The sequence below is a fragment of the Streptomyces sp. NPDC048018 genome, assembly GCF_043202995.1.
Classification (GTDB): Bacteria; Actinomycetota; Actinomycetes; order Streptomycetales; family Streptomycetaceae; genus Streptomyces.
Map to the genome: position 1 here is coordinate 543,217 of NZ_JBIDBK010000005.1, position 24,248 is coordinate 567,464.

Here is a 24,248-nt window from a genome sequence, read left to right on the forward strand (position 1 = left end):
GGCATGGAACTCCACGACGTCTGGTTCGTACTCATCGCCGTCCTGTGGATCGGCTACTTCTTCCTGGAGGGATTCGACTTCGGTGTCGGCGTCCTCACCAAGCTGCTCGCCCGCGACCGCACCGAGAAGCGTGTGCTCATCAACACCATCGGTCCCGTCTGGGACGGCAACGAGGTGTGGCTGCTCACCGCGGGCGGTGCGACCTTCGCGGCCTTCCCCGAGTGGTACGCGACCCTCTTCTCCGGCTTCTACCTGCCGCTGCTGGTCATCCTGGTCTGTCTGATCATCCGTGGTGTCGCCTTCGAGTACCGGGCGAAGCGGCCCGAGGAGAACTGGCAGCGCAACTGGGAGCAGGCCATCTTCTGGACCTCGCTCGTCCCGGCGTTCCTGTGGGGTGTGGCCTTCGGCAACATCGTCCACGGCGTGAAGATCGACGCGGACATGGAGTACGTCGGCAACCTGTGGGACCTGCTGAACCCGTACGCCCTGCTCGGCGGGCTGGTCACGCTCAGCCTCTTCACGTTCCACGGTGCGGTGTTCGCGGCACTCAAGACGGTCGGGGACATCCGCACCCGGGCCCGTGCGCTCGCGCTCAAGCTGGGTCTCGTCACGGCGGTCCTCGCGCTCGCCTTCCTCGTCTGGACCCAGGTGGACAACGGCGACGGCTGGAGCCTTGTCGCGATGCTGGTCGCGGTCGTGGCCCTGGTCGGGGCGATCGGCGCGATCCGGATCGGGCGTGAGGGCTGGTCGTTCGCGCTGTCGGGTGTCACGGTCGCCGCCGCGGTGGCGATGCTGTTCCTGACGCTCTTCCCGAACGTCATGCCGTCCTCGCTCGACCCCGCGTGGAGTCTCACGGTGACCAACGCGTCGTCGAGTCCGTACACGCTCAAGATCATGACCTGGTGTGCGGCGATCGCGACCCCGTTGGTGCTGCTCTACCAGGGCTGGACCTACTGGGTCTTCCGCAAGCGGATCGGCACGCAGCACATCGCCGACGCGGCTCACTAGGACGCGGCTGACCCGCCGGGCTCACCAGCCGGCCCTCTGCCAGGGGAGCATGTTTCACGTGAAACCGATCGATCCGCGGCTCATGCGGTACGCCCGGGCCACCCGTCTCTTCCTCACGGCGGTGGTCGTCCTCGGCCTGGTCGGGGCGGCGCTGATCGTCGCCCAGGCGATGCTCATCGCCGAGATCGTGGTCGGGGCCTTCCAGAGGGGCCTGACGGTTTCCGGGCTCACCACGCCCCTGCTGCTGCTCGCCGGAGTGGCGGCGGGGCGGGGCCTCGTCTCCTGGCTCACCGAGCTCGCCGCGCACCGGGCGAGCGCGGCGGTCAAGTCCGAGCTGCGGGGCAGGCTGCTGGAGCGGGCCGCTCGGCTCGGGCCGGGGTGGCTCAGCGGGCAGAAGGCCGGTTCGCTGGCCGCGCTCGCGACCCGGGGTGTGGACGCGCTGGACGACTACTTCGCCCGCTATCTGCCCCAGCTGGGGCTCGCGGTCGTGGTGCCGGTGGCGGTGCTCGCCAGGATCGTCACCGAGGACTGGATCTCGGCCGCGATCATCGTGCTGACCCTGCCGCTCATCCCGGTCTTCATGATCCTCATCGGCTGGTACACCCAGGCCCGGATGGACCGTCAGTGGAAGCTGCTCTCCCGGCTCTCGGGCCACTTCCTCGACGTCGTCGCCGGGCTGCCCACCCTCAAGGTCTTCGGCCGGGCCAAGGCCCAGGCCGAGAACATCCGGTCGATCACCACCGAGTACCGACGGGCGACGATGCGGACGCTGCGCATCGCGTTCCTCTCCTCCTTCGCCCTGGAGCTCCTGTCGACCCTCTCGGTCGCCCTGGTCGCGGTCACCATCGGCATGCGGCTCGTCCACGGCAGCCTCGACCTCTACACGGGGCTCGTGATCCTGGTCCTGGCCCCCGAGGCGTATCTGCCGCTGCGGCAGATCGGGACGCAGTACCACGCGGCGGCGGAGGGCCTCGCGGCCGCCGAGGAGATCTTCGAGGTCCTGGAGACGCCGCTGCCGGCCGGGGGCACGGGACCGGTGCCCGCGTCCCTCCGCCTCGACCTCGACCGCGTGACGGTACGGCACCCCGGCCGGGCGGAACCCGCGCTGGACGCCGCGTCGATCACCGTGGAACCCGGCGAGACGGTGGCCCTGGTCGGGCCGAGCGGTGTCGGCAAGTCCACCCTGCTCGACGTGGTGCTCGGCTTCCTGACCCCCGAGGAGGGCGGCTCCGTCCGCGTCGGCGGAGCGGACCTCGCCTCGCTCGACCTGGAGGAGTGGCGCACCCGGATCGCCTGGGTGCCGCAGCGCCCCTACCTCTTCGCCGGCACGATCGCCGAGAACGTGCGCCTGGCCCGTCCCGGGGCATCCGACGGGGCGGTGCGCCAGGCCCTCCGGGACGCGGGCGCCGACGACTTCCTCGCCGAGCTCCCGGAAGGCGCGGACACCGTCCTCGGCGAGGACGGCACGGGCCTCTCCGCCGGCCAGCGCCAGCGCCTCGCCCTGGCCCGCGCCTTCCTGGCCGACCGTCCCCTCCTCCTCCTGGACGAGCCCACCGCCGCCCTCGACGGCGAGACGGAGGCGGCCGTCGTCGCCGCCGTCCGCCGCCTGTCCGCAGGCCGCACGGTCCTGCTGGTCGTCCACCGCCCGGCGCTGCTCGCCGTCGCGGACCGGGTCGTACGGCTGACCCCGGCCGGACGGTCGGAGGAGACGCCGGGCCGCCCGTCGCAGGCCCTGGACCGGCCGCACGTGGCCGGACTCCTGGCCGACGGGACGCCGCTGCCGGCCTCGTCGCCGGAGACGACCCGGCCCCACGGGACGGCCGTCGTCGCCACCGGCGCCGAGGGCCTCACGGACACCGGGGGCCACCTCGCCGCCGGGCCGGCCGGAGGCACGGCGCCGCCCGGGGCGGACGACAGCGCGGCGCGAGGCGTCCCGGGCGCCCCGGGTGCGTCGGGGGAGGCTGCCGGGTATCCCGCCCACGGTGTCCCCTCGGGCGGGTCCGGGTGGTCCGTCCTGCGACGCGTGCGGGCCATGGCCGGGGAGCTCAGGGGGCGGATGGGACTCGCCCTGCTGCTCGGCAGCCTCGCCCTGGGGTCGGCCGTCGGGCTCATGGCCGTGTCCGGGTGGCTCATCTCGCGCGCGTCCGAACAGCCGCCCGTGCTCTATCTGATGGTCGCCGTCACCGCCACCCGCGCCTTCGGTATCGGGCGGGCCGTGTTCCGGTACGCCGAGCGGCTCGTCTCGCACGACGCCGTCCTGCGGATGCTCGCCGACCTGCGCGTCGCCGTCTACCGGCGCCTGGAGCGGATCGCGCCCGCCGGTCTGCGCCGCACCCGGCGCGGCGATCTCCTCGCCCGGCTCGTGCAGGACGTCGACGCCCTCCAGGACTACTGGCTGCGCTGGTCGCTGCCCGTCGGTGCGGCTGTCGTCGTGGGCATCGGGTCCGTGGGGTTCACCGCCTGGCTGCTGCCCGCGGCCGGTGCCGTGCTCGCCACGGGACTGCTCCTCGCCGGGGTGGTCGTGCCATGGGCCGGCGGCACGCTCGCCCGGCGGGCCGAGCGGCAGCTCGCCCCCGCGCGCGGTGCGCTCACCACGACCGTCGTCGACCTGCTCCGAGGCTGCGCCGAACTCACCGTGTCCGGCGCCCTGAAGGGGCGTGTCGAGCGGGCCGCGGCGGCCGACCGTACCCTCACCGGCATCGCGTCCCGGCAGTCCGCCGCCACCGCGCTCGGCGCCGGACTCTCGGCGCTGGTCTGCGGCCTCACCGTCGTGGCCGCCGCGTTCGTGGGCGTGCAGGGCGTGCGGGACGGGCGCCTCGACGGTGTCGCGCTCGCCGTCGTCGTGCTGACTCCGCTCGCCGCCTTCGAGGCCGTCACCGGTCTGCCGCTCGCCGTCCAGTACCGTCGGCGCGTACGGCAGAGCGCGGAGCGGGTCTTCGAGGTGCTCGACGCTCCCCTGCCGGTGCACGAGCCGGTCACGCCCGCCGCTCCCCCGGCGAACCCGTTCCCGCTGGAGCTCGCCGGGCTCCGGGCGCGGCACGACGGACAGGACCGCCCCGCGCTCACGGACTTCGGGCTGACCCTGGAGGCGGGGCGCCGGATCGCCGTGGTCGGTGCCTCCGGCTCCGGCAAGACGACCCTCGCGCAGGTGCTGCTGCGCTTCCTGGACGCCGAGTCCGGCACGTACGCGCTCGGCGGGGTGCCCGCCCGGGAGCTCGACGGGGACGCGGTACGCCGCTTCGTCGGCCTCTGCGCCCAGGACGCGCATCTTTTCGACAGCACCCTCCGGGAGAACCTCCGCCTCGCCAGGACCGGTGCGAGCGACGCCGAGCTGCGCGAGGCGCTGCGCCGCGCCCGGCTCCTGGACTGGGTGGACGGACTGCCCGACGGTCTCGACACGCTCGTGGGGGAACACGGCTCGCGACTCTCGGGCGGCCAGCGCCAGCGCCTGGCACTCGCCCGGGCGTTCCTCGCCGACTTCCCCGTCCTCGTCCTCGACGAGCCGGCCGAGCACCTGGACCTGGCCACCGCCGACGCGCTCACCGACGACCTGCTGCGGGCCACCGAGGGCCGGACGACCGTCCTCATCACCCACCGCCTGCACGGCCTCGACGCCGTCGACGAGGTCGTGGTCCTGGACCGGGGCCGGACCGTGCAGCGCGGTCCGTACGCGGAGCTCGCGGGCGCCGACGGGCCGCTGCGGCGGATGCTGGAGCAGGAGCGGGCGACCGATCTGCTGCTGACGTCCGCAGGCACCGGCGGGGGCCGGGAGGAGACGTCTCCGGGCGCCGCTGCGGGCAGCGCCGGCGACGCGTCCACCGAACGGCCGACTTTTCTCGCCAAATAGGACTTACTAGGCTCGTCTCATGACCGCCGCCGTGCCGGACGCCCCGGACCCGCTCGAAGCCGCGACCCAGGCCACCCGGAGCCTGCACGGCCTCTCCACCGAGCTCACCGCCCGCGTCCCGCAGCTCCTGGAGGCGATGCGCTCCGTCGGCACCGGCCTCGAACTGCACTCCACGCTCGACCGGATCTGTGAGACGGCGGCCGAACTCGCCGACGCGCGCTACGCCGCGATCGGCGTCGTCGACGAAGAGGGCGACGGTCTCTCCGAGTTCGTCACCTTCGGCGTCGGCGACGACATCGCCCAGCGCATCGGGCACCGGCCCGACGGGCATGCGGGGCTGCTCGGCGCGCTCATCCGGGAGCCGCAGACCATCCGGCTCGCCGACCTGTCGGCGGATCCGCGCGCGGCCGGCTTCCCCGCCGGCCACCCGCCGATGCACACCTTCCTCGGGGTGCCGATCCGGGTCCAGGGCGAGATCTTCGGGAACCTCTACCTCGCCGAGAAGAACGGCGGCGGCGAGTTCAACGACGACGACGTCCACATGGTCCGGGTGCTCGCGACGGAGGCCGGGATCGCCATCGGCAACGCCCGGCTGTACGAGGCCGCCCGGCAGCGCGAACGGTGGATCGACGGATCCGTCGCCGTCACCACGGCCCTGCTCTCCGGCGGCGACGCCGACGACGCGCTCACGGTCGTCGCCGAGCAGGCCCGCCGGCTCGCCGAGGCCGCCGCGGGCATCGTGCTGCTGCCGGCCGAGGAGGGCGGTCTGGAGATCGTCGCCGTCTCCGCGACCCACGCGAGCAGGGCGCTCGGGGTGGTGATCCCGCCCGAGAGCCCGGTGGTGAAACTGCTGATGGAGGGCGAGGCGGTGTTCGTCGCGGACGCCTCGACGGACCCGAGGATGCTCAGCGGCCTGTCCGCGGAGTACGGTCCCGCGATGCTGCTGCCGCTGCAGAGCGGCGGGCGGGTCCTCGGCGCGCTCGCCACCCCGCGGGCGCGCGGGGCGGGGCAGTTCACGGAGACCGAGCGGACCCTGGCCACCCAGTTCGCCTCGCAGGCGGCACTGGCCCTGATGATGGCGGAGGCACAGCGGGACCGGGAGCGGCTCGCGGTCTTCGAGGATCGCGACCGGATCGCCCGTGACCTCCACGACCTGGTCATCCAGCGGCTGTTCGCCACCGGGATGATGCTGGAGAGCGCGCAGCGGCGGTCGATCGTGCCCGCCGTGCAGGAGGGCGTCGGCAAGGCCGTGGACGAGCTGGACGTGACCATCCAGGAGATCCGTACGGCGATCTTCGCCCTCCAGCAGGGGCCGGCCGAGGCGCCGTCGGGACTCCGCACGCGCGTGCTGCGGGAGATCAACATGGCGGCGGTGCCCCTGGGCTTCAAGCCCGCGCACCGCTTCGTGGGGGCGGTCGACGCGCTGGTCGGCGACCTGACCGGCAAGAACCTGATCGCCGCGCTGCGCGAGGCGCTCTCCAACGCCTTCCGGCATGCCGAGGCGACCCGGATCGACGTGGTCGTGGACGCCACCGTCTCCCTGCCCGACGGCGCCCAGGGCGTACGGCTCGCGGTCGCGGACGACGGCGTCGGCCTCCCGGCGGGCGGCCGGCGCAGCGGTCTGCGCAATCTCGCCCGCCGCGCCGAGTCGCTCGGCGGCGCGAGCTGGTGCGGCCCGGGCATCGGGGAGGACGGCGGCGGGACCACGGTGATCTGGGAGGCCCCGCTCTAGCCCGCCGGCCACGTCCGGCCCGCCGGCCGCCCCCGCCCGATTCCGTACCCGCCGGGCTCGGCGTTCCGTACGTCCTCGCCCAGGCGTTCCCCGCGCCCTTCGCCCGTTCCGTACCGCCTCGGCCCGGTCTTCCGAACGCCCCGCTCAGCCGTTGCGTACGGCCTCCGCCTCGGCGACGAACTGCTCGATCATCACGGCCACGCCGTCCTCGTTGTTGCCGACGGTGCGGCCGGAGGCGGCGGCGATCACGTCGGGGTGGGCGTTGCCCATGGCGTACGAACGGCCCGCCCAGCTGAGCATCTCGATGTCGTTCGGCATGTCGCCGAACGCCGCCACCTCCTCGGGTGCGATGCCGCGCTCGGCGCAGCAGAGGGCGAGCGTGGAGGCCTTCGAGACGCCGAGCCCGCTGATCTCGAGGAGCGCGGTGGGGCTGGAGCGGGTGAACGAGGCCAGGTCGCCCGCGGCCTCGCGGGCGGTGGCGAGGAAGGCGTCGGGGTCGAGCCCGGGGTGCTGGGCGAGCAGCTTGATCACCGGGGCCGCGGCGCCCGGCGCCTCTTCGTAGAGCAGTTTCTCGGCCGTGGCGACGGTGGCACCCGGGTCGAGGAAGAACGGCGGGTACTCCGGCTCGTAGTGGATGCCGGTGGTGAGTTCGACGGCGAAGCTGGTGCCGGGGGCGGCGGCGCGCAGCGCCCTGACGACCTCGACGGCGACGGGCCGCTGCAGCGGGCGGACCTCCAGGAACGTCCCGCCCCCGTGCAGGTCGACGACCGCGGCGCCGTTGGCGCAGATCGCGAGGCCGTGGCCGTGGACGTGGGCGCTGACGACGTCCATCCAGCGGGCGGGGCGGCCGGTGACGAAGAAGACCTCGATGCCGGCGCGCTCGGCGGCGGCGAGCGCCGCGATCGTCCGCTCGGAGACGGTCTTGTCGTCCCGCAGAAGGGTGCCGTCGAGGTCGGTGGCGATCAGCCGGACGGCCGGGGCTTCGGGGCGCTCGGAGTGGGGTGAGGTCACCGCCTCATTCTTCCGCACAATCTGCACGGGCGTGCGAGGGGGCGCACATCTGAGTGGGGCGACCGGGCCCCGGGCGCCCCCGGGGGCGCTGCTGAACCCGGGGCTGATGCTGTGCCGGGCGTTTCAGAGGCCCGCCGACCGTGGGGGACCCCGTCGGCCCGGGGCCCCGGGCGGCACCCGCGCCCCCGGGTCCGACTCCTTCGCCGGACGCCTGCGGGGCGAGGGGGTCGCTCCGTGGCGGCGGTCAGCCCAGTTGCGCGACGGTCTCCGTGGCGATCTTCTCGAAGACGTCCCGGTCGGCGGCGAAGACCGAGTCGGGGATCGGCCAGTGGATCACGATCTCGGTGAAGCCGAGCTCCTGGTGGCGGCCGGCGAAGTCGACGAAGCCGTCCACGGAGCCCAGGACCGTGTTCTTCTCCGGGGTGAAGCCGGTGAGCAGGATCTTGTCCAGCTCCACCACGTCCCGGCCGATCTCCGCGCAGGCCTTGCCGAGCTTCTCGACCTGGCCGCGGAGGGCGGCCTCGGACTGCTCCGGGGTGCCGTTCTCGTAGAGCTTCGGGTCGCCCGTGGTCACCCAGGCCTGGCCGTGGCGCGCCGCCAGCTTCAGGCCGCGCGGGCCGGTCGCGGCGACCGCGAAAGGCAGCCGCGGCCGCTGTACGCAGCCGGGGATGTTGCGGGCCTCGTCCGCGGTGTAGAAGGCGCCCTGCTGGGTGACGGCGTCCTCGGTGAGCAGCCGGTCGAGCAGCGGCACGAACTCCGCGAAGCGGTCGGCCCGCTCCCGCGGTGTCCAGGCCTCCTGGCCGAGCGCGGTGGCGTCGAAGCCGTTGCCGCCGGCGCCGATGCCGAGGGTGACGCGGCCGCCGGAGACGTCGTCCAGGGAGATGAGCTCCTTGGCGAGGGTCACCGGGTGCCGGAAGTTGGGGGACGTCACGAGAGTACCCAATCGAATACTCTGTGTGACCGAAGCTGCGGCTGTGAGTGTGGGGATGGCACCGAACCACGGCCCGTCCCGGAACGACCGCCACGACAGGTGGTCGTACGTGTACGCGGCATGGAAGCCGAGGTCTTCGGCCCGCCGCCAGCTCTTCTGCCCTTCTGCCCATCGGTGGATGGGGAGGATCACCGTGCTCAGACGCATGACCTCGACGATACGCGGGCTTCCCGCTGTCACGGATATGCCGACGGAGCAGATTCGGGAAGCCACGCCGACGTTGCGATGCGGGCCGCTACCGTGGCGTCATGGGCACGCTGGACAGGGTCGAGCTTGAGGCCATGATCGACGAGGCGACGGTGGACGCCTACGGCGAGGACGAGCAGCGGACCGGTCTGTTCACCATGCTCGAGGAGAACCTCGCCCTGCCCTTCACCACCACGGTTCTCGGCGCCGAGGTGGCGGTGCGCGGCGTCGACCTCGCGCCCGACGGCAAGGTCGTCGCCTTGTGCTCTCGCGGTCACGTCCGGCAGTCGATCGGGATTCTGGATCTGCCGTTGCCCAGCCCGGCACCCGAAGGGGCGGAGTGGATCGAGGCGTACCGTCACTGGGCCGCTTGAGGCCGGACACCTCTCACTTCACGCGGAACCGGCGCGTACGGAAGGGCTGAAAGTGGCTGAGGCCGCACAGGGCGCACACCGGGGTGCCCATGAACCGTCATTGGCTGATCTCATCGAGCGCAGCGCCGAATTGAAGGGGCGGCTGGTCGTCTTCGCGCAGAGTGCCCGCTTCGACCGGTGGTTGACACCCCTCCTGCTGGAGGCCGCGGGGCCTGAACGGCAGTTGGACGAGGGCGAGGCGATCCGGATCACCGACCACTTCATCCTGCGGTACCGCCTGCCGGACGGTTCGACCGTGGTGGACCGCTTCGTCGACGGCCGGAAGGACTTGACCGCGGCCGACCGGGAGCTGCTGCTCGGCTGGCGTGACCCCGTTGAGGGCGTCTTCGAGATCCGGCGCAAGGACGGGGATGCCGTCGTCCTGCTCGACCTGGTCAGCGACCTCGAGTACCGCACCTACTCGAATGCCGGGCGGGCGGCGTTCCGCGGAGTGTCCGAGGGGGGATTCCTCCACGCCTGCCTGGTACCCGTTCAGTCGGCCGGCGGGGCGTGGCTGGTGTCCGGGGCGATGTCGTACCACCCCGGGTCCAGTGCCACCGACGTCGCACAGGCGGCGCTCGCACTGGCCACCAGCCGACCCGAGCTGGTCTTCCGCAACCCCCGGAAGATCGAGCAGGGATGGCAGCAGATGCGGGAGGACCGGGCCGCGTTCGTCGAGTTCTGCGGTGGCGACGAACTGGTCCTTCCGCCTGCCGAAGCCGAGGACCTCCTCAACGCCTACTACCGCCACCGCCAACAGGCCACCGTCGCCGCACAGCCCAGCCGTGCCCGACGCAAGCGGCTCCCCGGCCTGGACCTGCCCTTCTTCGAGCTGCCGTCGGAACTGGCGGACTCGGAGACCGTCGGCCTCATCTATGACCAGGTCGACGGGCTCAACTTCTACGCCGACTACGGGATGCTGCGGGACCTCTTCGCGGAGCCCGCTCTCACGGACCGCGGGCGGCACCAGGATCTGCTGCGCACGTACCTGCGTGAGGAGTCGATCACTCCACTGCCGATCCACCGGCTCGTCGCCGCTCACCCGGAGACAGCGGACGCCGTGTTCCGGAAGCTGCTGCGGAAGCCCGGATTCGCCTGGAGCGAGCACGGCGAGACGCTGCTGCGCCGGCGCAAGCCCTGGTACTACGCGAGCGCCCCCCGCCCTGGGGTGTCCGTGATCGGCGACCGCCTGAGTGAACTGCTCAGCGCGGGACGACGCTGAGGTCGTATGCGGAGAAGCCCGACAGATGACGCGCATACCGCAGTATGCTGGCTCCATGGCTGATACGACCCGCATCACGGTCACTCTGCCCACCGAGCAGGTGGCGGAGCTGAAGAGGCTCACGGACAACGTCTCCGGCTACGTCGCGGAGGCGGTCGCCCGCCAGATCAGACACCAGCTGCTCGGCGAGGAGCTGCGCCGCTACGAGGACGAACACGGCGCCTTCACCGACGAGGAGCTGGCCGCGGCCCAAGCCAGAATCTTCGGCACGGCCGAGCACGAGGAGTCGGCGAGCGCCGCGTGAACCACCGCATCGAGACCGTCGTACTGGACTCCCGAGGACTGTCCGCCTGGATCTCACAGGACCGGGCCGTGCTCGCGATGATCCGATCCTTCCACTCGATGGCCGCCGATCTCGTGGTCTGCGCCAACACCATCGTGGAAGTCGTGCACGCCCGGGTGAATACCGCCCGGTTGAACCGGGTGCTCTCCCAGGTCAAGGTGCAAGCGGTGACCGAGCAGGCGGCCGGAGCCGCCGCCGGCCTGCTGAAAGAAGCCGGCCTCCACGGACACAAGTACGCGATGGATGCCACCGTCGCCGAGCTGGCACTCCGCCAGCCGGGTCCAGTGGCCATGCTCACGTCGGATGTCGACGACATGGCCAAGCTGTGCGGTAGTCGCGTCCGGCTCATCGCGCTCTGATCCGCTTCGGTCGGGCCGAACCGCCCGGTGTACGTCTTCCCGGCAAGGTCTTACGGACGGGCGTACGTCCGTCGTGGGCGCCCCCGTGGCCCCGTGTGGTCACCGCACGTTGCGTGAGAGCCAGGGGGTGAGCGCGGTGCGGAAGACGAGTTCCTTGTAGGTCTCGTCGCCCGGTAGCGGGACGATCAGCCACCAGCCCGGGGGGAAGAAGCGCCCCTTCACGTAGGCGAGGCCGCCGTGGACGGAGCGCACGAAGGCGGGGGCGGCGTCGCGGGGGACGTCGTCGAAGACGACCCCGTCGACGGTGATCTTCGCGTCGTCCTCGGGGAAGAGCTGGACGCTCACGGACGGGGAGCCGCCGAGCTCGACGTAGGCCTCGTGCGGGAGGGAGCCGTCCGGGTCCAGGACGGCGAAGGCGCCGGCGGAGGTGCGGCGGGAGGTCCGGTCCGCGCCGATGTCGTCGGTGACCGTCATCTCCAGGTTGAACTCCTGGGCGACCGTGCGGAGCGCCCTGACGGCCGACTCGGTCGTGGGCAGGTGCGGGTGCTGGTGTCGTCCCATGGCCACGATCATGCCTCAGCCCGGAATCTGCCCGGAACCGGGCAGACCGTCGATCGGCGGATCCGGTCGGCCGGGGAAGCGGCCGTCGCAGGCCGGGCCGGGGTGGGGCACCCGGTGAAGCGGCGGGCCGGGGAGGGGTCAGTCGGTGAAGCGGATGAACTGCGGCGGTACGGCGTCGGTCAGCCAGACGCCGTTGGCGCTGACGTGGAAGACGTGGCCGGCGCGGTGCATGGCACCGGCATCGATGCTCAGCACGACGGGGCGGCCGCGTCGGGCGCCGACCCGGGTGGCGGTCTCCCGGTCGGGGGAGAGGTGCACGTGGTGGCGGGCCATGGGGCGCAGGCCCTCGGCCCGGATGGCGGGCAGGGCGGCCGCGACCGTACCGTGGAACAGGTAGGCGGGGGGTTCGACGGCCGGCAGGTCCAGGTCCACCGGGACGGTGTGTCCCTGGCTGGCCCGGATGCGGGTGCCCTCGATCGCGAAGCGCTTCTTGTCGTTGGCGGCGACCACGTGGTCGAGCTCGGCCCGGGTGATCGGGAAACCGTGGGCGGCCGCGGCTCCCAGGAGCGCGTCGATCTCGGTCCAGCCGTGCGGGTCGAGCACGAGACCGATGCGTTCGGGCTGGTGACGCAGGTGCTTCGAGAGGTACTTCGACACCTTCACGGTGCGTTTCTCGTCATTCATGAATGCATTGAAGCCCCATGTTTGATCCACAGCCAAGTGGGTTTATCCACAGGCTATTTGGCGGTTCTGTGGACAACGCCCGCGGAAACCCAGGTGACTTGGGTAATTTAGCTGGTTTTTGCGGCATTTGAGGCAAGGGCGTCCAATGTCCTTGTCTGTACTTCTCGTTCGGCGGCCGCAGTGACGAACGCCGCCACGTTCTCCGCGCCAACCAGGCTTTCCACGGCGCGAATCGTCTCCGGAGGAAGCGTCACCGAACGGGGCTCGCGGTCGGCCGGCGGCGGTGCGTCGGGTGAGAGATGGAACTGCAGGTGCCGGGTGGCGAACAGGCGCATCGCCCGCGCGAGTTCGGCGTCCACCGTCTGCTGGGCGAGCGGCCGGAGGCGACGCACCATGCTCGCCGCCTCGGCCGCGTCCGCGTCCGTCGGCGGCCGGTGCTCCAGATAGCGCGCGAACACGTGCTCCGTCGTGAACTCCAGGAAACGCGAGGCGATGTGCTCGACCTGCCCGCGAAGTTCCCTCAGGTGCCCGGTGATCGCCGCCAGCGGAACGCCCGCCGCGTACAACTCCGCCGCCACCGCGAGCTCTTGCGGGCTCGGCACGAGGTACTCCTCGGCGTCCCGGTCCGGGATGCGCTCCAGGACCCCGAGCTCGATCGCGTCGCGCACCGCCTCCTCGTCGGGCTCGCCGCCGAAGCGCGCGTCCAGCTCGGCCCGCGAGATGCGGTCGGCCTCCTCGTCCGTCCACGGACCGTCGACCTCGGCGACCAGGCCGAGCACCCCGCCGAGCCCGCGACCGGCGTCCCAGGCCTCCAGGAGCTCCTTGATGGAGGCCAGGGTGTAGCCGCGGTCCAGCAGGTCCGCGATCTGCCGCAGCCGGGCGAGGTGCGTGTCCCCGTAGACGTTCGACCGGCCGCGCCGCTCCGGTCGGGGCAGCAGGCCGCGGTCCTGGTAGGCGCGGATGGTCCGGACCGTGGCCCCGCTGTGATGGGCCAGATCCTCGATCCGGTACTCCGGCTGTGCTGACTGCTCGGACAAACCCGCTCCCACCGACCGCTCCCTCCACCCCGACGCCCAGGGCCCCACCTGCCAGGGATCGTACGACCGCCCCGCTCCGGGAGTCCCGCGAGGAGCCCCTACGCCGGCGGCTGCCAGCGTGCCAGCGCCCGCAGCGCGCCCGGGGCCAGCCGTGCCATCAGATGCGCTCCCCGGGCCTCCGGGGTCACCGGGACCACGGCCTGGTCGCGCAGCACCGCCCGCAGGATCGCGTCCGCGACCTTCTCCGGCGGGTAGTTGCGCAGACCGTAGAGCCGCGAGGCCTTCTTCTGGCGCCGCCTCTCCTCCGCCTCGTCCGTGACTCCGGCGAACCGGGCGGTCGCCGTGATGTTGGTGTTCACGATGCCCGGGCAGATCGCCGAGACCCCGATGCCCTGGTCCGCGAGCTCGGCCCGCAGGCACTCGCTCAGCATCAGCACCGCGGCCTTGGACGTGCTGTACGCGGGCAGGGCGCGCGAGGGCTGGAAGGCGGCCGCGGACGCCGTGTTGACGATGTGGCCGCCCTGGCCGCGCTCGGCCATCTGCGCGCCGAAGGCCCGACAGCCGTGGATCACGCCCCACAGATTGACGTCGAGGACCCGCTTCCACTCCTCGGGCGTGGTCTCGAAGAAGGAGCCGGTCAGGCCGATCCCCGCGTTGTTGACCAGCACGTCGACCACGCCGTACTCGCTCGCCACCTTCGCGGCCAGCTTCTCCATCGCCTGCTCGTCGGCGACGTCGACGGTCTCGCCCCAGGCCTCGGGCGCCCCGATGAGCCGGGACATCTCCGCCGTACGCGCCGCGCCCTCGGTGTCCCGGTCCACCGCGATCACCCGGGCGCCGGCCTCGGCGAACGCGAAGGCGGTGGCCCGGCCGATGCCGCTGGCCGCGCCGGTCACCAGGACCAGCTGACCGCCGAAGCGCTCTGCGTACTCCGGGCGCACCTCGCTCCTCGCCGGCTTCGGCGCCCTGGCCGCCGGGTCCTCGTTCGCCTCGACGAACTCGGTGATCCAGGAGGCCAGTTGATCGGGGCGGGTGCGCGGCACCCAGTGCTTGGCCGGCAGGGTCCGCCGGGTGAGGTCCGGCACCCAGCCGGCCAGGTCGTCGTAGAGCCGCTCGGAGAGGAACGCGTCGCCGGTGGGCGTGATCAGCTGCACGGGCGCGTGCGCGAAGGCGTCGGGCCGCGGGCGGGAGAGCCGCGCCCGCACGTTGTCCCGGTAGAGCCACGCGCCGTGCGCCGCGTCCCCGGGCAGGGACGCCGTGGGGTAGTCACCGGCGGGGATCCGCTCGAGCCGCTCCAGGATCTTCGGCCAGCGCCTGCCGAGCGGCCCGCGCCAGGCGAGCTCCGGCAGCACGGGGGTGTGCAGCAGGTACACGTACCAGGACTTGGCGCCCTGGCCGAGGAGCTGCCCGACCCGGCGCGGGGTGGGCCGGGTCATCCGGCTCTTGATCCAGTGTCCGAAGTGGTCGAGGGAGGGGCCGGACATCGAGGTGAAGGAGGCGATCCGGCCCTCGGTGCGGGGGACCGTCACGAACTCCCAGGACTGCACCGAACCCCAGTCGTGGCCGACCAGGTGCACCGGCCGGTCCGGGCTGACCGCGTCCGCGACCGCCAGGAAGTCGTCGGTCAGCTTCTCCAGCGTGAAGCCGCCGCGCAGCGGGGCCGGCGCCGTCGACCTGCCGTGTCCCCGGATGTCGTACAGCACCACGTGGAACCGCTCGGCGAGCCGGGCCGCGACCTCCGACCAGACCTCCTTGGAGTCCGGGTAGCCGTGCACGAGCAGCACCGTCGGACGGCTCTCGTCCCCCAGCTCGGCCACACACAGCTCTATCCCGCCGGTACGGACCCAGCGCTCCCGCGCCCCGTCGAGTCCCGCGATCATGCCGCCCCCTCCTCGTTCCAGCGCCGCACGTGCGGCAGGTCGTCGTCCAGCCAGTACGCGCTCTGCTCGGGGTCCCGGGAGTCGGTGACGACCAGGATCTCCTCGAACTTCGCGCCCGTACCCCGGAATCCGAGGTGCGGCTCGACCGCCCAGAGGCCCGGCACGGGCGGGTGGTCGGAGAACGTGTACGGCGACCACAGCGGGGACCAGCCGTCCCGGTGGCCGTGCAGGGCGTCGCTCGCCAGGCCCTTGAGGGACTGGGTGCCGAAGCCGAACAGGGTGGGCGCCCAGCGGCGCTCTCTCACCCGGTCGATCCTGTGGGCGATGACGCCGAAGGGATAGGCCCGGTGCCGGTTCGCGTACCCCTGGCGGACCATGAGCCGGTCCACGTCCTCGTAGATCTCGCGCAGCGTGCGGCGCTCGCGCACCTCGCGCAGGATCAGCTCGCGGTGCTCCCTGAGGTCGGCGAGCAGCTTGTCCTGGACGGGATTGAGGCCCAGGGAGCCCGAGTAGCCGATGTCCGCCGTGTAGCCCTTGTGGACCGGGGCCATGTCCAGGATGAAGGGCATCCCGGGCTCGAGGCGCCGGTTCGTCGGGAAGAACTGGAGCGGGATCTTGAAGTCGACGAAGGCGGTGCGGTCCCCGAACCAGGCGAAGGGCCGGTGGAACCAGTCCCTCACCCCGCGCTCGTACAGCCACTCCCGCTGCATCCGGGCCGCCTCCCGCTCGGTCACGCCCGGTCTGAGCTGCGCCGCGACGGCCTCCGCGCAGGCGTAGGAGAGCCGCTGCACCTCTCTGAACCCGCGCAGCTCCGCGGTGAGTTCGCGCGTCACCGCCGCGCCCGCCGTTCCGACCGATGCCATGTCACCCCGCCCGTCCTGTGTGACCGTCCGGATGCGCTACGCGTCCGTAACTTGCCATCGATGAATGTGACAATGCACGGCGGCTGCGTCAAGGGGCGTGCACGGGCCTGTGGAAAACGAGACCTTGGTCGCTGCTCCCCTACGGGCGTGTACACCTGGAGTCGGACATGAATCGAGCCGTTGGGCTGACGCCTGCCGTGACGCACACCACTACCGTCGGAGACGTGACTGTGATCGCCACCGAAAGCCTCAGCAAGCGGTTCCCCCGGGTGACCGCTCTCGACCGGCTCTCCCTGGACATCGGGCCCGGTGTGACCGGACTGGTGGGTGCCAACGGAGCCGGCAAGTCCACGATGATCAAGATCCTTCTCGGTCTGTCCCCGGCCACGGAGGGCCGCGCCGAAGTCCTCGGACTCGACGTGGCCACCTCCGGCGCCCAGATCCGCGAGCGCGTCGGCTACATGCCGGAGCACGACTGCCTGCCGCCCGACGTCTCGGCGACCGAGTTCGTTGTGCACATGGCGCGCATGTCGGGCCTGCCCGCGACCGCCGCCCGCGAGCGGACCGCCGACACCCTGCGCCACGTCGGCCTGTACGAGGAGCGCTATCGCCCGATGGGCGGCTACTCGACGGGCATGAAGCAGCGTGTGAAGCTGGCGCAGGCCCTCGTCCACGACCCGCAGCTGGTGCTGCTCGACGAGCCGACCAACGGCCTCGACCCGGTCGGCCGGGACGACATGCTCGGCCTGATCCGGCGGGTGTGGACCGACTTCGGCATCTCGGTCCTCGTCACCTCGCACCTGCTCGGCGAGCTGGAGCGCACCTGCGACCACGTCGTCGTCATCGACGGCGGCCGGCTGCTCCGCTCCAGCTCCACCAGCGACTTCACCCGCAGCACCACGACCCTGGCGGTCGAGGTCACGGACTCCGACGCCCACCCCGACGGCACGGAGGCGCTCCGCGCCGCCCTCACCGCCGCCGGCATCACCCTGCACGCGGGGGTGGAGGAGGGACTGCCGGGCGCCGGTCACATCCTGCTCCTGGAGGCCGCCGGAGAGGACACCTACGACCTGGTCCGGGACACCGTCGCCGGCCTCGGCCTCGGTCTCGTCCGCATGGAGCAGCGCCGCCACCACATCGCCGAGGTGTTCAAGCCGCGGGCCGAGCAGCAGGAGGAGGTGCCGGCGCGATGAGTGCCCCGACCCCCGACACCGTGCAGGGCCGCGAGGCCACGCAGATCCACAACATCGGCTACCGCGGCTACGACGGCCCGCGGCTCGGCCGTTCGTCCGCCCGCCGGGCGCTGTTCTCGCAGTCGCTGCGCGGTGCGTACGGACTCGGCCGCAGCGCCAAGTCCAAGGTGCTGCCGATGCTGCTGTTCGCGGTGATGTGCGTGCCCGCGCTGATCATCGTCGCGGTCGCGGTCGTCACCAAGTCCTCGAAGCTGTCGATCGAGTACACCCAGTACGCGATCTTCCTCCAGATGGTGATCGCCATCTTCGTGGCCGCCCAGGCCCCGCAGTCGGTCTCCCGCGACCTCAGGTTCCGGACCGTCCCCCTCTACTTCGCCCGCCCGATCGAGCGCGTCGACTACGTGCTCGCCAAGTACGGGGCGATGGCCTCCGCGATGTTCGTCCTCACCGCCGCTCCGCTGCTGATCCTGTTCGTCGGCTCGCTGCTCGCCAAGATGGACTTCGCCGAGCAGGCGCAGATGCTCGGCCAGGGCCTCGTCTCCGTCACGCTGCTCTCGCTGCTCTTCGGCGGCATCGGCCTCGTCATGGCGGCCCTGACCCCGCGCCGCGGCTTCGGCGTCGCCGCCGTCATCGCGACCCTGGTGATCTCCTACGGAGCGGTCTCCACCCTCCAGGGCATCGCCTACGGCACCGACAACGTCGGCGCCGTGAAGTGGATCGGCCTGTTCTCGCCGATCACCCTCATCGGCGGAGTGCAGGACGCCTTCCTCGGCGCGCCCACCGCCGCCCCCGGCGGGGAGGCCGCGGCACCCGGCACCGCGGTCGGCGTGGTCTATCTGCTGGTCGTCCTCGCGCTCATCGCCGGTTCGTACGGCGTGCTGATGCGCCGCTACCGAAAGGTCGGGCTGTGACCTCGCTCAACATCGACCACGCGTCCCGCTGGTTCGGCAACGTCGTGGCCGTCAACGACGTCACCATGACCGTCGGCCCCGGAGTCACCGGCCTGCTCGGCCCCAACGGAGCCGGGAAGTCGACCCTCATCAACATGATGGGCGGCTTCCTCAACCCCTCCACCGGCACCGTCACGCTCGACGGCGAGACGATCTGGCGCAACGAGTCGGTCTACCGCAAGATCGGCATCGTCCCCGAGCGGGAGGCGATGTACGACTTCCTCACCGGACGTGAATTCGTCGTCGCCAACGCCGAGTTGCAGGGCCTGGGCGACAAGGAGGCCCAACGGGCCCTCGCCACGGTGGAGATGGAATACGCCCAGGACCGCAAGATCGCCACGTACAGCAAGGGCATGCGGCAGCGCGTGAAGATGGCCTCGGCCCTCGTCCACGAGCCGTCGGTGCTGCTGCTCGACGAGCCGTTCAACGGCATGGACCCGCGCCAGCGCATGCAGTTGATGGACCTGCTGCGCCGGATGGGCGCCGAGGGCCGCACGGTGCTCTTCTCCTCGCACATCCTGGAGGAGGTCGAGCAGCTCGCCTCGCACATCGAGGTGATCGTGGCCGGACGCCACGCGGCCTCCGGCGACTTCCGCCGCATCCGCCGGCTGATGACCGACCGGCCGCACCGCTATCTCGTCCGCTCCAGCGACGACCGGGCCCTGGCGGCCGCGCTGATCGCCGACCCGTCGACGGCCGGAATCGAGGTCGACCACAAGGAGGGCGCCCTGCGCATCCAGGCCGTGGACTTCGGCCGGTTCACCGAGCTGCTGCCCCAGGTCGCCAAGGAGCGCGGCATCCGCCTCCTGACGGTCTCGCCCTCGGACGAGTCCCTCGAATCCGTCTTCTCGTATCTCGTAGCGGCCTGAAAGGAGCCCGACCGATGTACAACCCCACCGTCGCCCGGCTCACCTACCGGGCGCTCCTCGGCCGCCGGCGGGCACTGATCCTCTTCGCGCTGCCCGCGATGCTGATCGTGATCGCCGTCGCCATCCGCATGTTCAACGGCGCCGACGACCAGGTCGCCGCCGACGTCCTGGGCGGCTTCGCGCTGGCCACGATGGTGCCGCTGATCGGCGTGATCGCCGGTACCGGCGCGATCGGCCCGGAGATCGACGACGGCTCGATCGTCTATCTCCTCGCCAAGCCGGTGAAGCGCCCGACGATCATCGTCACCAAGCTCTTCGTCGCGGTCGCCGTGACGATGGTCTTCTCCGCCGTACCGACCCTGATCGCCGGCTTCATCCTCAACGGCAACGGGCAGCAGGTCGCGGTCGCCTACACCGTGGCGGCCCTGGTGGCCTCCATCGCCTACAGCGCGCTGTTCCTGCTCCTGGGCACCGTCAGCCGGCACGCGGTCGTCATCGGCCTGGTCTACGCCCTGGTCTGGGAGGCCCTGTTCGGCTCCCTGATCGCCGGCGCCCGCACCCTCAGCGTCCAGCAATGGGCGCTCGCCCTCGCCGAGAAGGTCACCGGCGACAGCCTCATCACCTCCGAGGTGGCCCTGCCGACCGCGGTGGTGCTGCTGCTCGCGGTGACCGTGGGAGCGACCTGGTTCGCCGGCCGCAAGCTGCGCACCATGACCCTCGCGGGCGAGGAGTAGCCGACCGGCCGCGTGCACCGGAGCCGTGCCGAACTCAGACCGTACGGCTCCGGGCCGCGAGCAGACCCACGGCGAGCGCCGCCGCGCACACACCGAGCACGGCGAGGACGGGCGGTGTCCAGGAACCCGTCGCCTGGTGCAGGGCACCGGCGGCCAGCGGCCCCGCCGCCGCCATCAGATAGCCCACGGTCTGGGCCATCCCGGAGAGCCGGGACGCGGTCGGCGCGTCGCCCGCGCGCAGCACGATCAGGGTGAGCGCGAGACCCACCGCCCCGCCCTGGCCGACGCCGAGGAGCGCCGCCCACAGCCAGGCACCCTGCACCGGGGCGGTCATGAGGCCGGCGTAGCCGGCCGCGACCAGGCTCGTCACCAGAACGATCAGCGGGCGCTGGCTCCGCATCCGGCCGGCCAGCAGAGGCACGGCGAAGGCGCCCACCACCTGCAGCAGGTTGTTGAAGGCGAAGACGACACCGGCCTGCGAGCGGCTCATCCCCCCGTCCGTGAAGATCGTCGGCATCCAGGCGATCAGGACGTACGTCCACAGCGACTGCAGCCCCATGAACAGGGTCACCTGCCAGGCGAGCGCCGACCGCCACACCGAGCGGGGCGGCATCGCGGGCCCCGCGGCCCGCCGCACCTCGTGCCCGGTCCCGGCCCGGGCGACCAGGAGCTGCGGCAGCCAGGCGAGGGCGGCCACCACCGCCAGCAGCGACCAGAAGCCGAGCGAGGCCCGCCAGCCGCCCAGCGCCTTCTCGAGAGGGACGGAGGAGGCGGCGACCAGGGTCGCGCCCGCGATCATCGCGCCCGTGTAGACCGAGGTCATCGACGCGGCCCGGTCGGGGAAGTCCCGCTTGATCAGGCCCGGCATCAGCACGTTCAGGAGCGCGATCGCCGTGCCGACCAGCACGCCGCCGCAGTAGAGAGCGGCCGCAGTCGGCAGGATCCGCACCAGGATGCCCACCCCGAGCAGCAGCAGCGCCCCGAACAGCACCCGCTCGGCGCCGAGGCGCCGCCCGAGCCAGGGCGCCGCGAGCGCGCCGAGGCCGAGGAACAGCACCGGCACCGAGGTCACCAGGGAGCTCGCCGCCGAGGACAGCCCGTAGCTCTCCGCCAGCTCGCCCACCAGCGGCGACACGCTCGCGAGGGCGGCGCGCATGTTGAGCGAGGCCAGCACGATGCCGACCAGGAGCAGCACCGGGTGCGCGAGCAGCGCCCGCCGGGCACCCGCGCCCGCCGCGAAGGCCCGTCCGGCCGCGGAGGACCGGACCGGGGCGGCGGGCCGCCCCACGTCGGAGGCCACGGCCGCGGAGGACCGGACCGGGGCGTCCGTGTCGACCGGAGGCGCCGGTGCGGACGTCCTCGACCCGTACGCCGTGCCCGTGCCGGGGAGCTCGGTGCCGGGAGTCAACGGGCCTCGCCCTCCCGCTCCAGTGCCGCGAGGGTCTCCATCGGCAGCCGCAGCAGCTCCCGCGCCCCCGCCTCCGCGGCCTCCGCGTCGCCCTTCTCGACGGCGACGACGAGGGCCTCGTGCAGGTCGATGTCGACCGGCGGCATCTCCCGGTCCCCGAGCGCGTCCACCAGGACCTCGTGCACCTGGGCGGAGAAGAAGCGGTACACCTCGAGGAAGGCCGCGTTGTGCGTGGTCTCGACGACCGCGAGGTGGAAGGCCAGGTCGGCGTCCGCATCCCGGTCGCCCTCCTCGCGCAGGGTGGTGAGCGCCGCCCGTAGCCGCAGCAGGTCGTGGGTGTCCCGCCGGGCCGCGGCGAGCCGCGCCGCCTCGGCCTCCAGGGCGGCCCGCAGTTCCAGGACGTCACGGGCGCCCGCGTGCCGGACGCCCTGGAGGACGGCGGCCGGGTCGGCGGTGGAGCGGACGAAGGTGCCGTTGCCCTGACGGGACTCCAGGAGCCCGGAGTGCACCAGGACCCGGACGGCCTCGCGGACGGTGTTGCGGCCGACCCCGAGCAGCTGGGCGAGGTCGTGTTCGGTGGGGATGCGGTCGCCGACCGCCCACTCGCCGTCGGCGAGCTGCGCCCGCAGCTGCGCCACCACGGAATCCACGAGCGAGGTCCGCCCCGCCGCCTTCAGTGCCATCGAAATCCTCTATTCGCCCGGTTGCCCAGTCATCCTACAAGTGAGCTCGATCGCCTCACCCGCCCGGCCGCAGCGACCGGACTACTGTGGGCTCGTACGTGTGCCGAACACCCTCATCACCCTCGGGAGTCAGTCATGTCAGACCGCTTCGACGTCGTCGTACTCGGAGCTGGCCCCGGCGGCTACGTCGCCGCCATCCGCGCCGCCCAGCTGGGCAAGCGGGTCGCGGTCGTCGAGGAGAAGTACTGGGGCGGTGTCTGCCTGAACGTCGGCTGCATCCCCACCAAGGCGCTGCTGCGCAACGCCGAGCTGGCCCACATCTTCCACCACGAGGCCAAGACCTTCGGCATCAAGGTCGACGGCACGGTCTCCTTCGACTACGGCGAGGCGTTCCGCCGCAGCCGCACGGTCGCGGACGGCCGCGTCAAGGGCGTCCACTTCCTGATGAAGAAGAACGGCATCACCGAGTTCGACGGCCGGGGCACCTTCCTCGACGCGAACACCCTCCAGGTGAACAAGGCCGACGGCACCGCGCAGACCATCACGTTCGACAGCTGCATCATCGCCACCGGCGCGACCCCGCGGCTGCTGCCCGGCACCGCGCTGAGCGACCGCGTCGTCTCGTACGAGCAGCAGATCCTCGCCGAGGACGCCCCGCAGTCGATCATCATCGCCGGCGCCGGCGCGATCGGCATCGAGTTCGCCTACGTGCTGAACAACTACGGCACCAAGGTCACCATCGTCGAGTTCCTCGACCGCATGGCCCCCCTGGAGGACGAGGAGGTGTCCAAGGAGCTCGCGAAGCAGTACCGCAAGCTCGGCATCGACGTCCTCACCTCCACCCGCGTCGAGGCCATCGACGAGTCGGGCCCGCAGGTCCGCGTCACCGTCACCGGCAAGGACGGCGCGAGCAAGGTGCTGGAGGCCGACAAGGTCCTGCAGGCCATCGGCTTCGCCCCGAACGTCTCCGGCTACGGCCTGGAGAACACCGGTGTCGCGCTGACCGAGCGCGGCGCGATCGACGTCGACGGCCGCTGCCGCACCTCCGTGCCGCACATCTACGCCATCGGCGACGTCACCGCCAAGCTGATGCTCGCGCACACCGCCGAGGCCATGGGTGTCATCGCCGCGGAGACCATCGCGGACGCCGAGACGATGGAACTCGACTACCCGATGATCCCGCGCGCCACCTACTGCCAGCCGCAGATCGCGAGCTTCGGCTACACCGAGGCGCAGGCCCGCGAGAAGGGCTACGACGTCAAGGTCGCGAAGTTCCCCTTCATGGCGAACGGCAAGGCGCACGGCCTGGGCGACTCCACCGGCTTCGTGAAGATCGTCGCCGACGCCCGGTACGGCGAGATCATCGGCGCCCACCTCATCGGCCCCGACGTCACGGAGCTCCTCCCCGAGCTCACGCTGGCGCAGCAGTGGGACCTGACGGTGCACGAGGTCGCGCGCAACGTCCACGCGCACCCGACCCTCGGCGAGGCCGTCAAGGAAGCCATCCACGGCATCGCCGGACACATGATCAATTTCTGAGTCCGGACCCGTTTCGGGGGTTCTTCTCAGGTTTCCCCCATAAAGGGGTGATAGGCACAGAGATGTGCCGAGCGAATCCCCTTCTCATGCGCCGGGTGGCGAACCGTCCCGACCGATCAGGTCGTGGGTGCGTTCGGCACCCGGTACGCATGTCTGGCTGGCGATCATCACGATCACCAGCCTGGTCATCGCGCTCTCCTCGGAGGGTCTCGAGCACTATCTGCTGCACCGCAGCAGCAGCAATCTCTACGAGCTCGCCCGCCATCCGATGCGGGCCCTGCTCGGCAGCGCCTTCTGGATCGAGGACCCGGCGAGCCTGCCCTTCTACGCCGTGCTCTTCGAACTGTTCCACGCGCCGGTGGAGCGCTGGCTCGGCACGGTGAAATGGCTGGCCGTCGTCACCACGGCGCACGTCGCGGCCACCCTCATCAGCCAGAACGTGGTGCTGGCGGCGATCCAGGACCACGACGTGCCGCGCAGCATGGCGCACGTCGTCGACATCGGGGTGAGCTACGGCCTGGCGGCCTCGGTCGGGATCCTGACCTACCGGCTGCCCCGGCCCTGGCGCTGGCCGTATCTCGTGGGGGCGATCGCCTTCTTCGCCGTGCCGATGCTCACCGACCGCACGTACACGGATCTGGGGCATGGGGTGTCGCTGCTGATCGGGCTGGCCTTCTGGCCGATCACCCGGAGAAAACCGCTGGTGGGGCCGGCAGGGCCCGGCGCACACTAGAG

22 protein-coding genes are annotated in these 24,248 nt (G+C 71.9%); 13 read left to right on the forward strand and 9 right to left on the reverse strand.

Going from position 1 to position 24,248, the window contains the following annotated elements; translation table 11 throughout:
* Nucleotides 1-3 precede the first annotated feature (3 nt).
* Genes cydB through ACGF1Z_RS22405 form a run of 3 tightly spaced genes read left to right on the forward strand, consistent with a single transcriptional unit; the run spans nt 4 to nt 6,587 of the window.
* Nucleotides 4-1,008, forward strand: coding sequence for a cytochrome d ubiquinol oxidase subunit II (gene cydB / locus ACGF1Z_RS22395; RefSeq protein WP_393006586.1), 1,005 nt, complete (start codon nt 4-6; stop codon nt 1,006-1,008).
* 49 nt (nt 1,009-1,057) lie between these two features.
* A complete protein-coding gene (gene cydD, locus ACGF1Z_RS22400) occupies nt 1,058-4,855 on the forward strand; it encodes a thiol reductant ABC exporter subunit CydD (protein WP_393006589.1) in 3,798 nt (1,265 codons plus the stop codon).
* A 19-nt stretch (nt 4,856-4,874) separates the two neighbouring features.
* A complete protein-coding gene (locus tag ACGF1Z_RS22405) occupies nt 4,875-6,587 on the forward strand; it encodes a GAF domain-containing sensor histidine kinase (protein WP_393006591.1) in 1,713 nt (570 codons plus the stop codon).
* Nucleotides 6,588-6,731: 144 nt separating this feature from the next.
* Here ACGF1Z_RS22405 and ACGF1Z_RS22410 read toward each other — a convergent pair whose 3' ends face one another.
* Both ACGF1Z_RS22410 and ACGF1Z_RS22415 read right to left on the reverse strand, forming a co-directional pair.
* Entirely contained in the window at nt 6,732-7,598 is an 867-nt protein-coding gene (locus ACGF1Z_RS22410) for a Cof-type HAD-IIB family hydrolase (protein WP_393006593.1), read from the reverse strand.
* A 244-nt stretch (nt 7,599-7,842) separates the two neighbouring features.
* Nucleotides 7,843-8,736 (reverse strand): LLM class flavin-dependent oxidoreductase, encoded by an 894-nt coding sequence (locus tag ACGF1Z_RS22415; RefSeq protein WP_393006595.1) that lies wholly within the window; start codon nt 8,734-8,736, stop codon nt 7,843-7,845.
* A gap of 101 nt (nt 8,737-8,837) precedes the next feature.
* Between ACGF1Z_RS22415 and ACGF1Z_RS22420 the strand changes: the two genes are divergently transcribed.
* The 4 genes from ACGF1Z_RS22420 to ACGF1Z_RS22435 all read left to right on the forward strand — a co-directional run bounded on the left by ACGF1Z_RS22420 (nt 8,838) and on the right by ACGF1Z_RS22435 (nt 11,112).
* Nucleotides 8,838-9,149, forward strand: a complete 312-nt coding sequence (locus tag ACGF1Z_RS22420) for a hypothetical protein (protein ID WP_393006597.1) — start codon at nt 8,838-8,840, stop codon at nt 9,147-9,149.
* 100 nt (nt 9,150-9,249) lie between these two features.
* Nucleotides 9,250-10,410, forward strand: a complete 1,161-nt coding sequence (locus ACGF1Z_RS22425) for a hypothetical protein (protein ID WP_393006599.1) — start codon at nt 9,250-9,252, stop codon at nt 10,408-10,410.
* A gap of 55 nt (nt 10,411-10,465) precedes the next feature.
* Nucleotides 10,466-10,714 (forward strand): hypothetical protein, encoded by a 249-nt coding sequence (locus ACGF1Z_RS22430; protein ID WP_362948109.1) that lies wholly within the window; start codon nt 10,466-10,468, stop codon nt 10,712-10,714.
* The gene (locus tag ACGF1Z_RS22435; RefSeq protein ID WP_393006601.1) at nt 10,711-11,112 is read left to right on the forward strand and encodes a DNA-binding protein; all 402 of its coding nucleotides are present in this window, start codon (nt 10,711-10,713) and stop codon (nt 11,110-11,112) included. The genes ACGF1Z_RS22430 and ACGF1Z_RS22435 overlap by 4 nt, the downstream gene beginning before the upstream one ends.
* A gap of 99 nt (nt 11,113-11,211) precedes the next feature.
* On the opposite strand, the gene ACGF1Z_RS22440 is transcribed toward ACGF1Z_RS22435, so the two are convergent.
* The 5 genes from ACGF1Z_RS22440 to ACGF1Z_RS22460 all read right to left on the reverse strand — a co-directional run bounded on the left by ACGF1Z_RS22440 (nt 11,212) and on the right by ACGF1Z_RS22460 (nt 16,137).
* A complete protein-coding gene (locus ACGF1Z_RS22440) occupies nt 11,212-11,673 on the reverse strand; it encodes a hypothetical protein (protein ID WP_393006603.1) in 462 nt (153 codons plus the stop codon).
* Nucleotides 11,674-11,811: 138 nt separating this feature from the next.
* Nucleotides 11,812-12,357 carry an RNA 2'-phosphotransferase gene (locus ACGF1Z_RS22445; protein ID WP_393006605.1) on the reverse strand — a complete coding sequence of 182 codons (546 nt, stop codon included), beginning with the start codon at nt 12,355-12,357 and terminating at the stop codon, nt 11,812-11,814.
* 107 nt (nt 12,358-12,464) lie between these two features.
* Nucleotides 12,465-13,394: a MerR family transcriptional regulator gene (locus ACGF1Z_RS22450; protein WP_393006607.1), complete on the reverse strand. Its 930-nt coding sequence runs from the start codon at nt 13,392-13,394 to the stop codon at nt 12,465-12,467.
* A gap of 98 nt (nt 13,395-13,492) precedes the next feature.
* Nucleotides 13,493-15,274 carry an SDR family oxidoreductase gene (locus ACGF1Z_RS22455; protein ID WP_393006609.1) on the reverse strand — a complete coding sequence of 594 codons (1,782 nt, stop codon included), beginning with the start codon at nt 15,272-15,274 and terminating at the stop codon, nt 13,493-13,495.
* Nucleotides 15,271-16,137 carry a M24 family metallopeptidase gene (locus tag ACGF1Z_RS22460; RefSeq protein ID WP_393006611.1) on the reverse strand — a complete coding sequence of 289 codons (867 nt, stop codon included), beginning with the start codon at nt 16,135-16,137 and terminating at the stop codon, nt 15,271-15,273. Before ACGF1Z_RS22460 ends, ACGF1Z_RS22455 begins: the two co-directional genes overlap by 4 nt.
* Nucleotides 16,138-16,367: 230 nt before the next feature.
* Here ACGF1Z_RS22460 and ACGF1Z_RS22465 point away from each other — a divergent pair, with 230 nt between their 5' ends.
* The 4 genes from ACGF1Z_RS22465 to ACGF1Z_RS22480 are packed head-to-tail and all read left to right on the forward strand — an operon-like array spanning nt 16,368 to nt 19,883.
* Complete coding sequence (locus tag ACGF1Z_RS22465; RefSeq protein ID WP_393006934.1) at nt 16,368-17,330, forward strand: ABC transporter ATP-binding protein; 963 nt, start codon at nt 16,368-16,370, stop codon at nt 17,328-17,330.
* Entirely contained in the window at nt 17,327-18,241 is a 915-nt protein-coding gene (locus tag ACGF1Z_RS22470; RefSeq protein ID WP_393006613.1) for an ABC transporter permease, read from the forward strand. The genes ACGF1Z_RS22465 and ACGF1Z_RS22470 overlap by 4 nt, the downstream gene beginning before the upstream one ends.
* The gene (locus ACGF1Z_RS22475; RefSeq protein WP_393006615.1) at nt 18,238-19,149 is read left to right on the forward strand and encodes an ABC transporter ATP-binding protein; all 912 of its coding nucleotides are present in this window, start codon (nt 18,238-18,240) and stop codon (nt 19,147-19,149) included. The genes ACGF1Z_RS22470 and ACGF1Z_RS22475 overlap by 4 nt, the downstream gene beginning before the upstream one ends.
* Before the next feature lie 14 nt (nt 19,150-19,163).
* Nucleotides 19,164-19,883, forward strand: coding sequence for an ABC transporter permease (locus ACGF1Z_RS22480; protein ID WP_376627417.1), 720 nt, complete (start codon nt 19,164-19,166; stop codon nt 19,881-19,883).
* 34 nt (nt 19,884-19,917) lie between these two features.
* On the opposite strand, the gene ACGF1Z_RS22485 is transcribed toward ACGF1Z_RS22480, so the two are convergent.
* Together ACGF1Z_RS22485 and ACGF1Z_RS22490 are read right to left on the reverse strand one after the other, a co-directional pair.
* A complete protein-coding gene (locus ACGF1Z_RS22485) occupies nt 19,918-21,171 on the reverse strand; it encodes a CynX/NimT family MFS transporter (protein WP_393006936.1) in 1,254 nt (417 codons plus the stop codon).
* Between the two features lie 116 nt (nt 21,172-21,287).
* Nucleotides 21,288-21,974 (reverse strand): FadR/GntR family transcriptional regulator, encoded by a 687-nt coding sequence (locus tag ACGF1Z_RS22490; RefSeq protein WP_393006618.1) that lies wholly within the window; start codon nt 21,972-21,974, stop codon nt 21,288-21,290.
* A 135-nt stretch (nt 21,975-22,109) separates the two neighbouring features.
* Between ACGF1Z_RS22490 and lpdA the strand changes: the two genes are divergently transcribed.
* Nucleotides 22,110-23,513, forward strand: coding sequence for a dihydrolipoyl dehydrogenase (gene lpdA, locus ACGF1Z_RS22495; RefSeq protein ID WP_393006620.1), 1,404 nt, complete (start codon nt 22,110-22,112; stop codon nt 23,511-23,513).
* Between the two features lie 127 nt (nt 23,514-23,640).
* Complete coding sequence (locus tag ACGF1Z_RS22500; protein WP_393006622.1) at nt 23,641-24,246, forward strand: rhomboid-like protein; 606 nt, start codon at nt 23,641-23,643, stop codon at nt 24,244-24,246.
* Nucleotides 24,247-24,248: the final 2 nt, after the last annotated feature.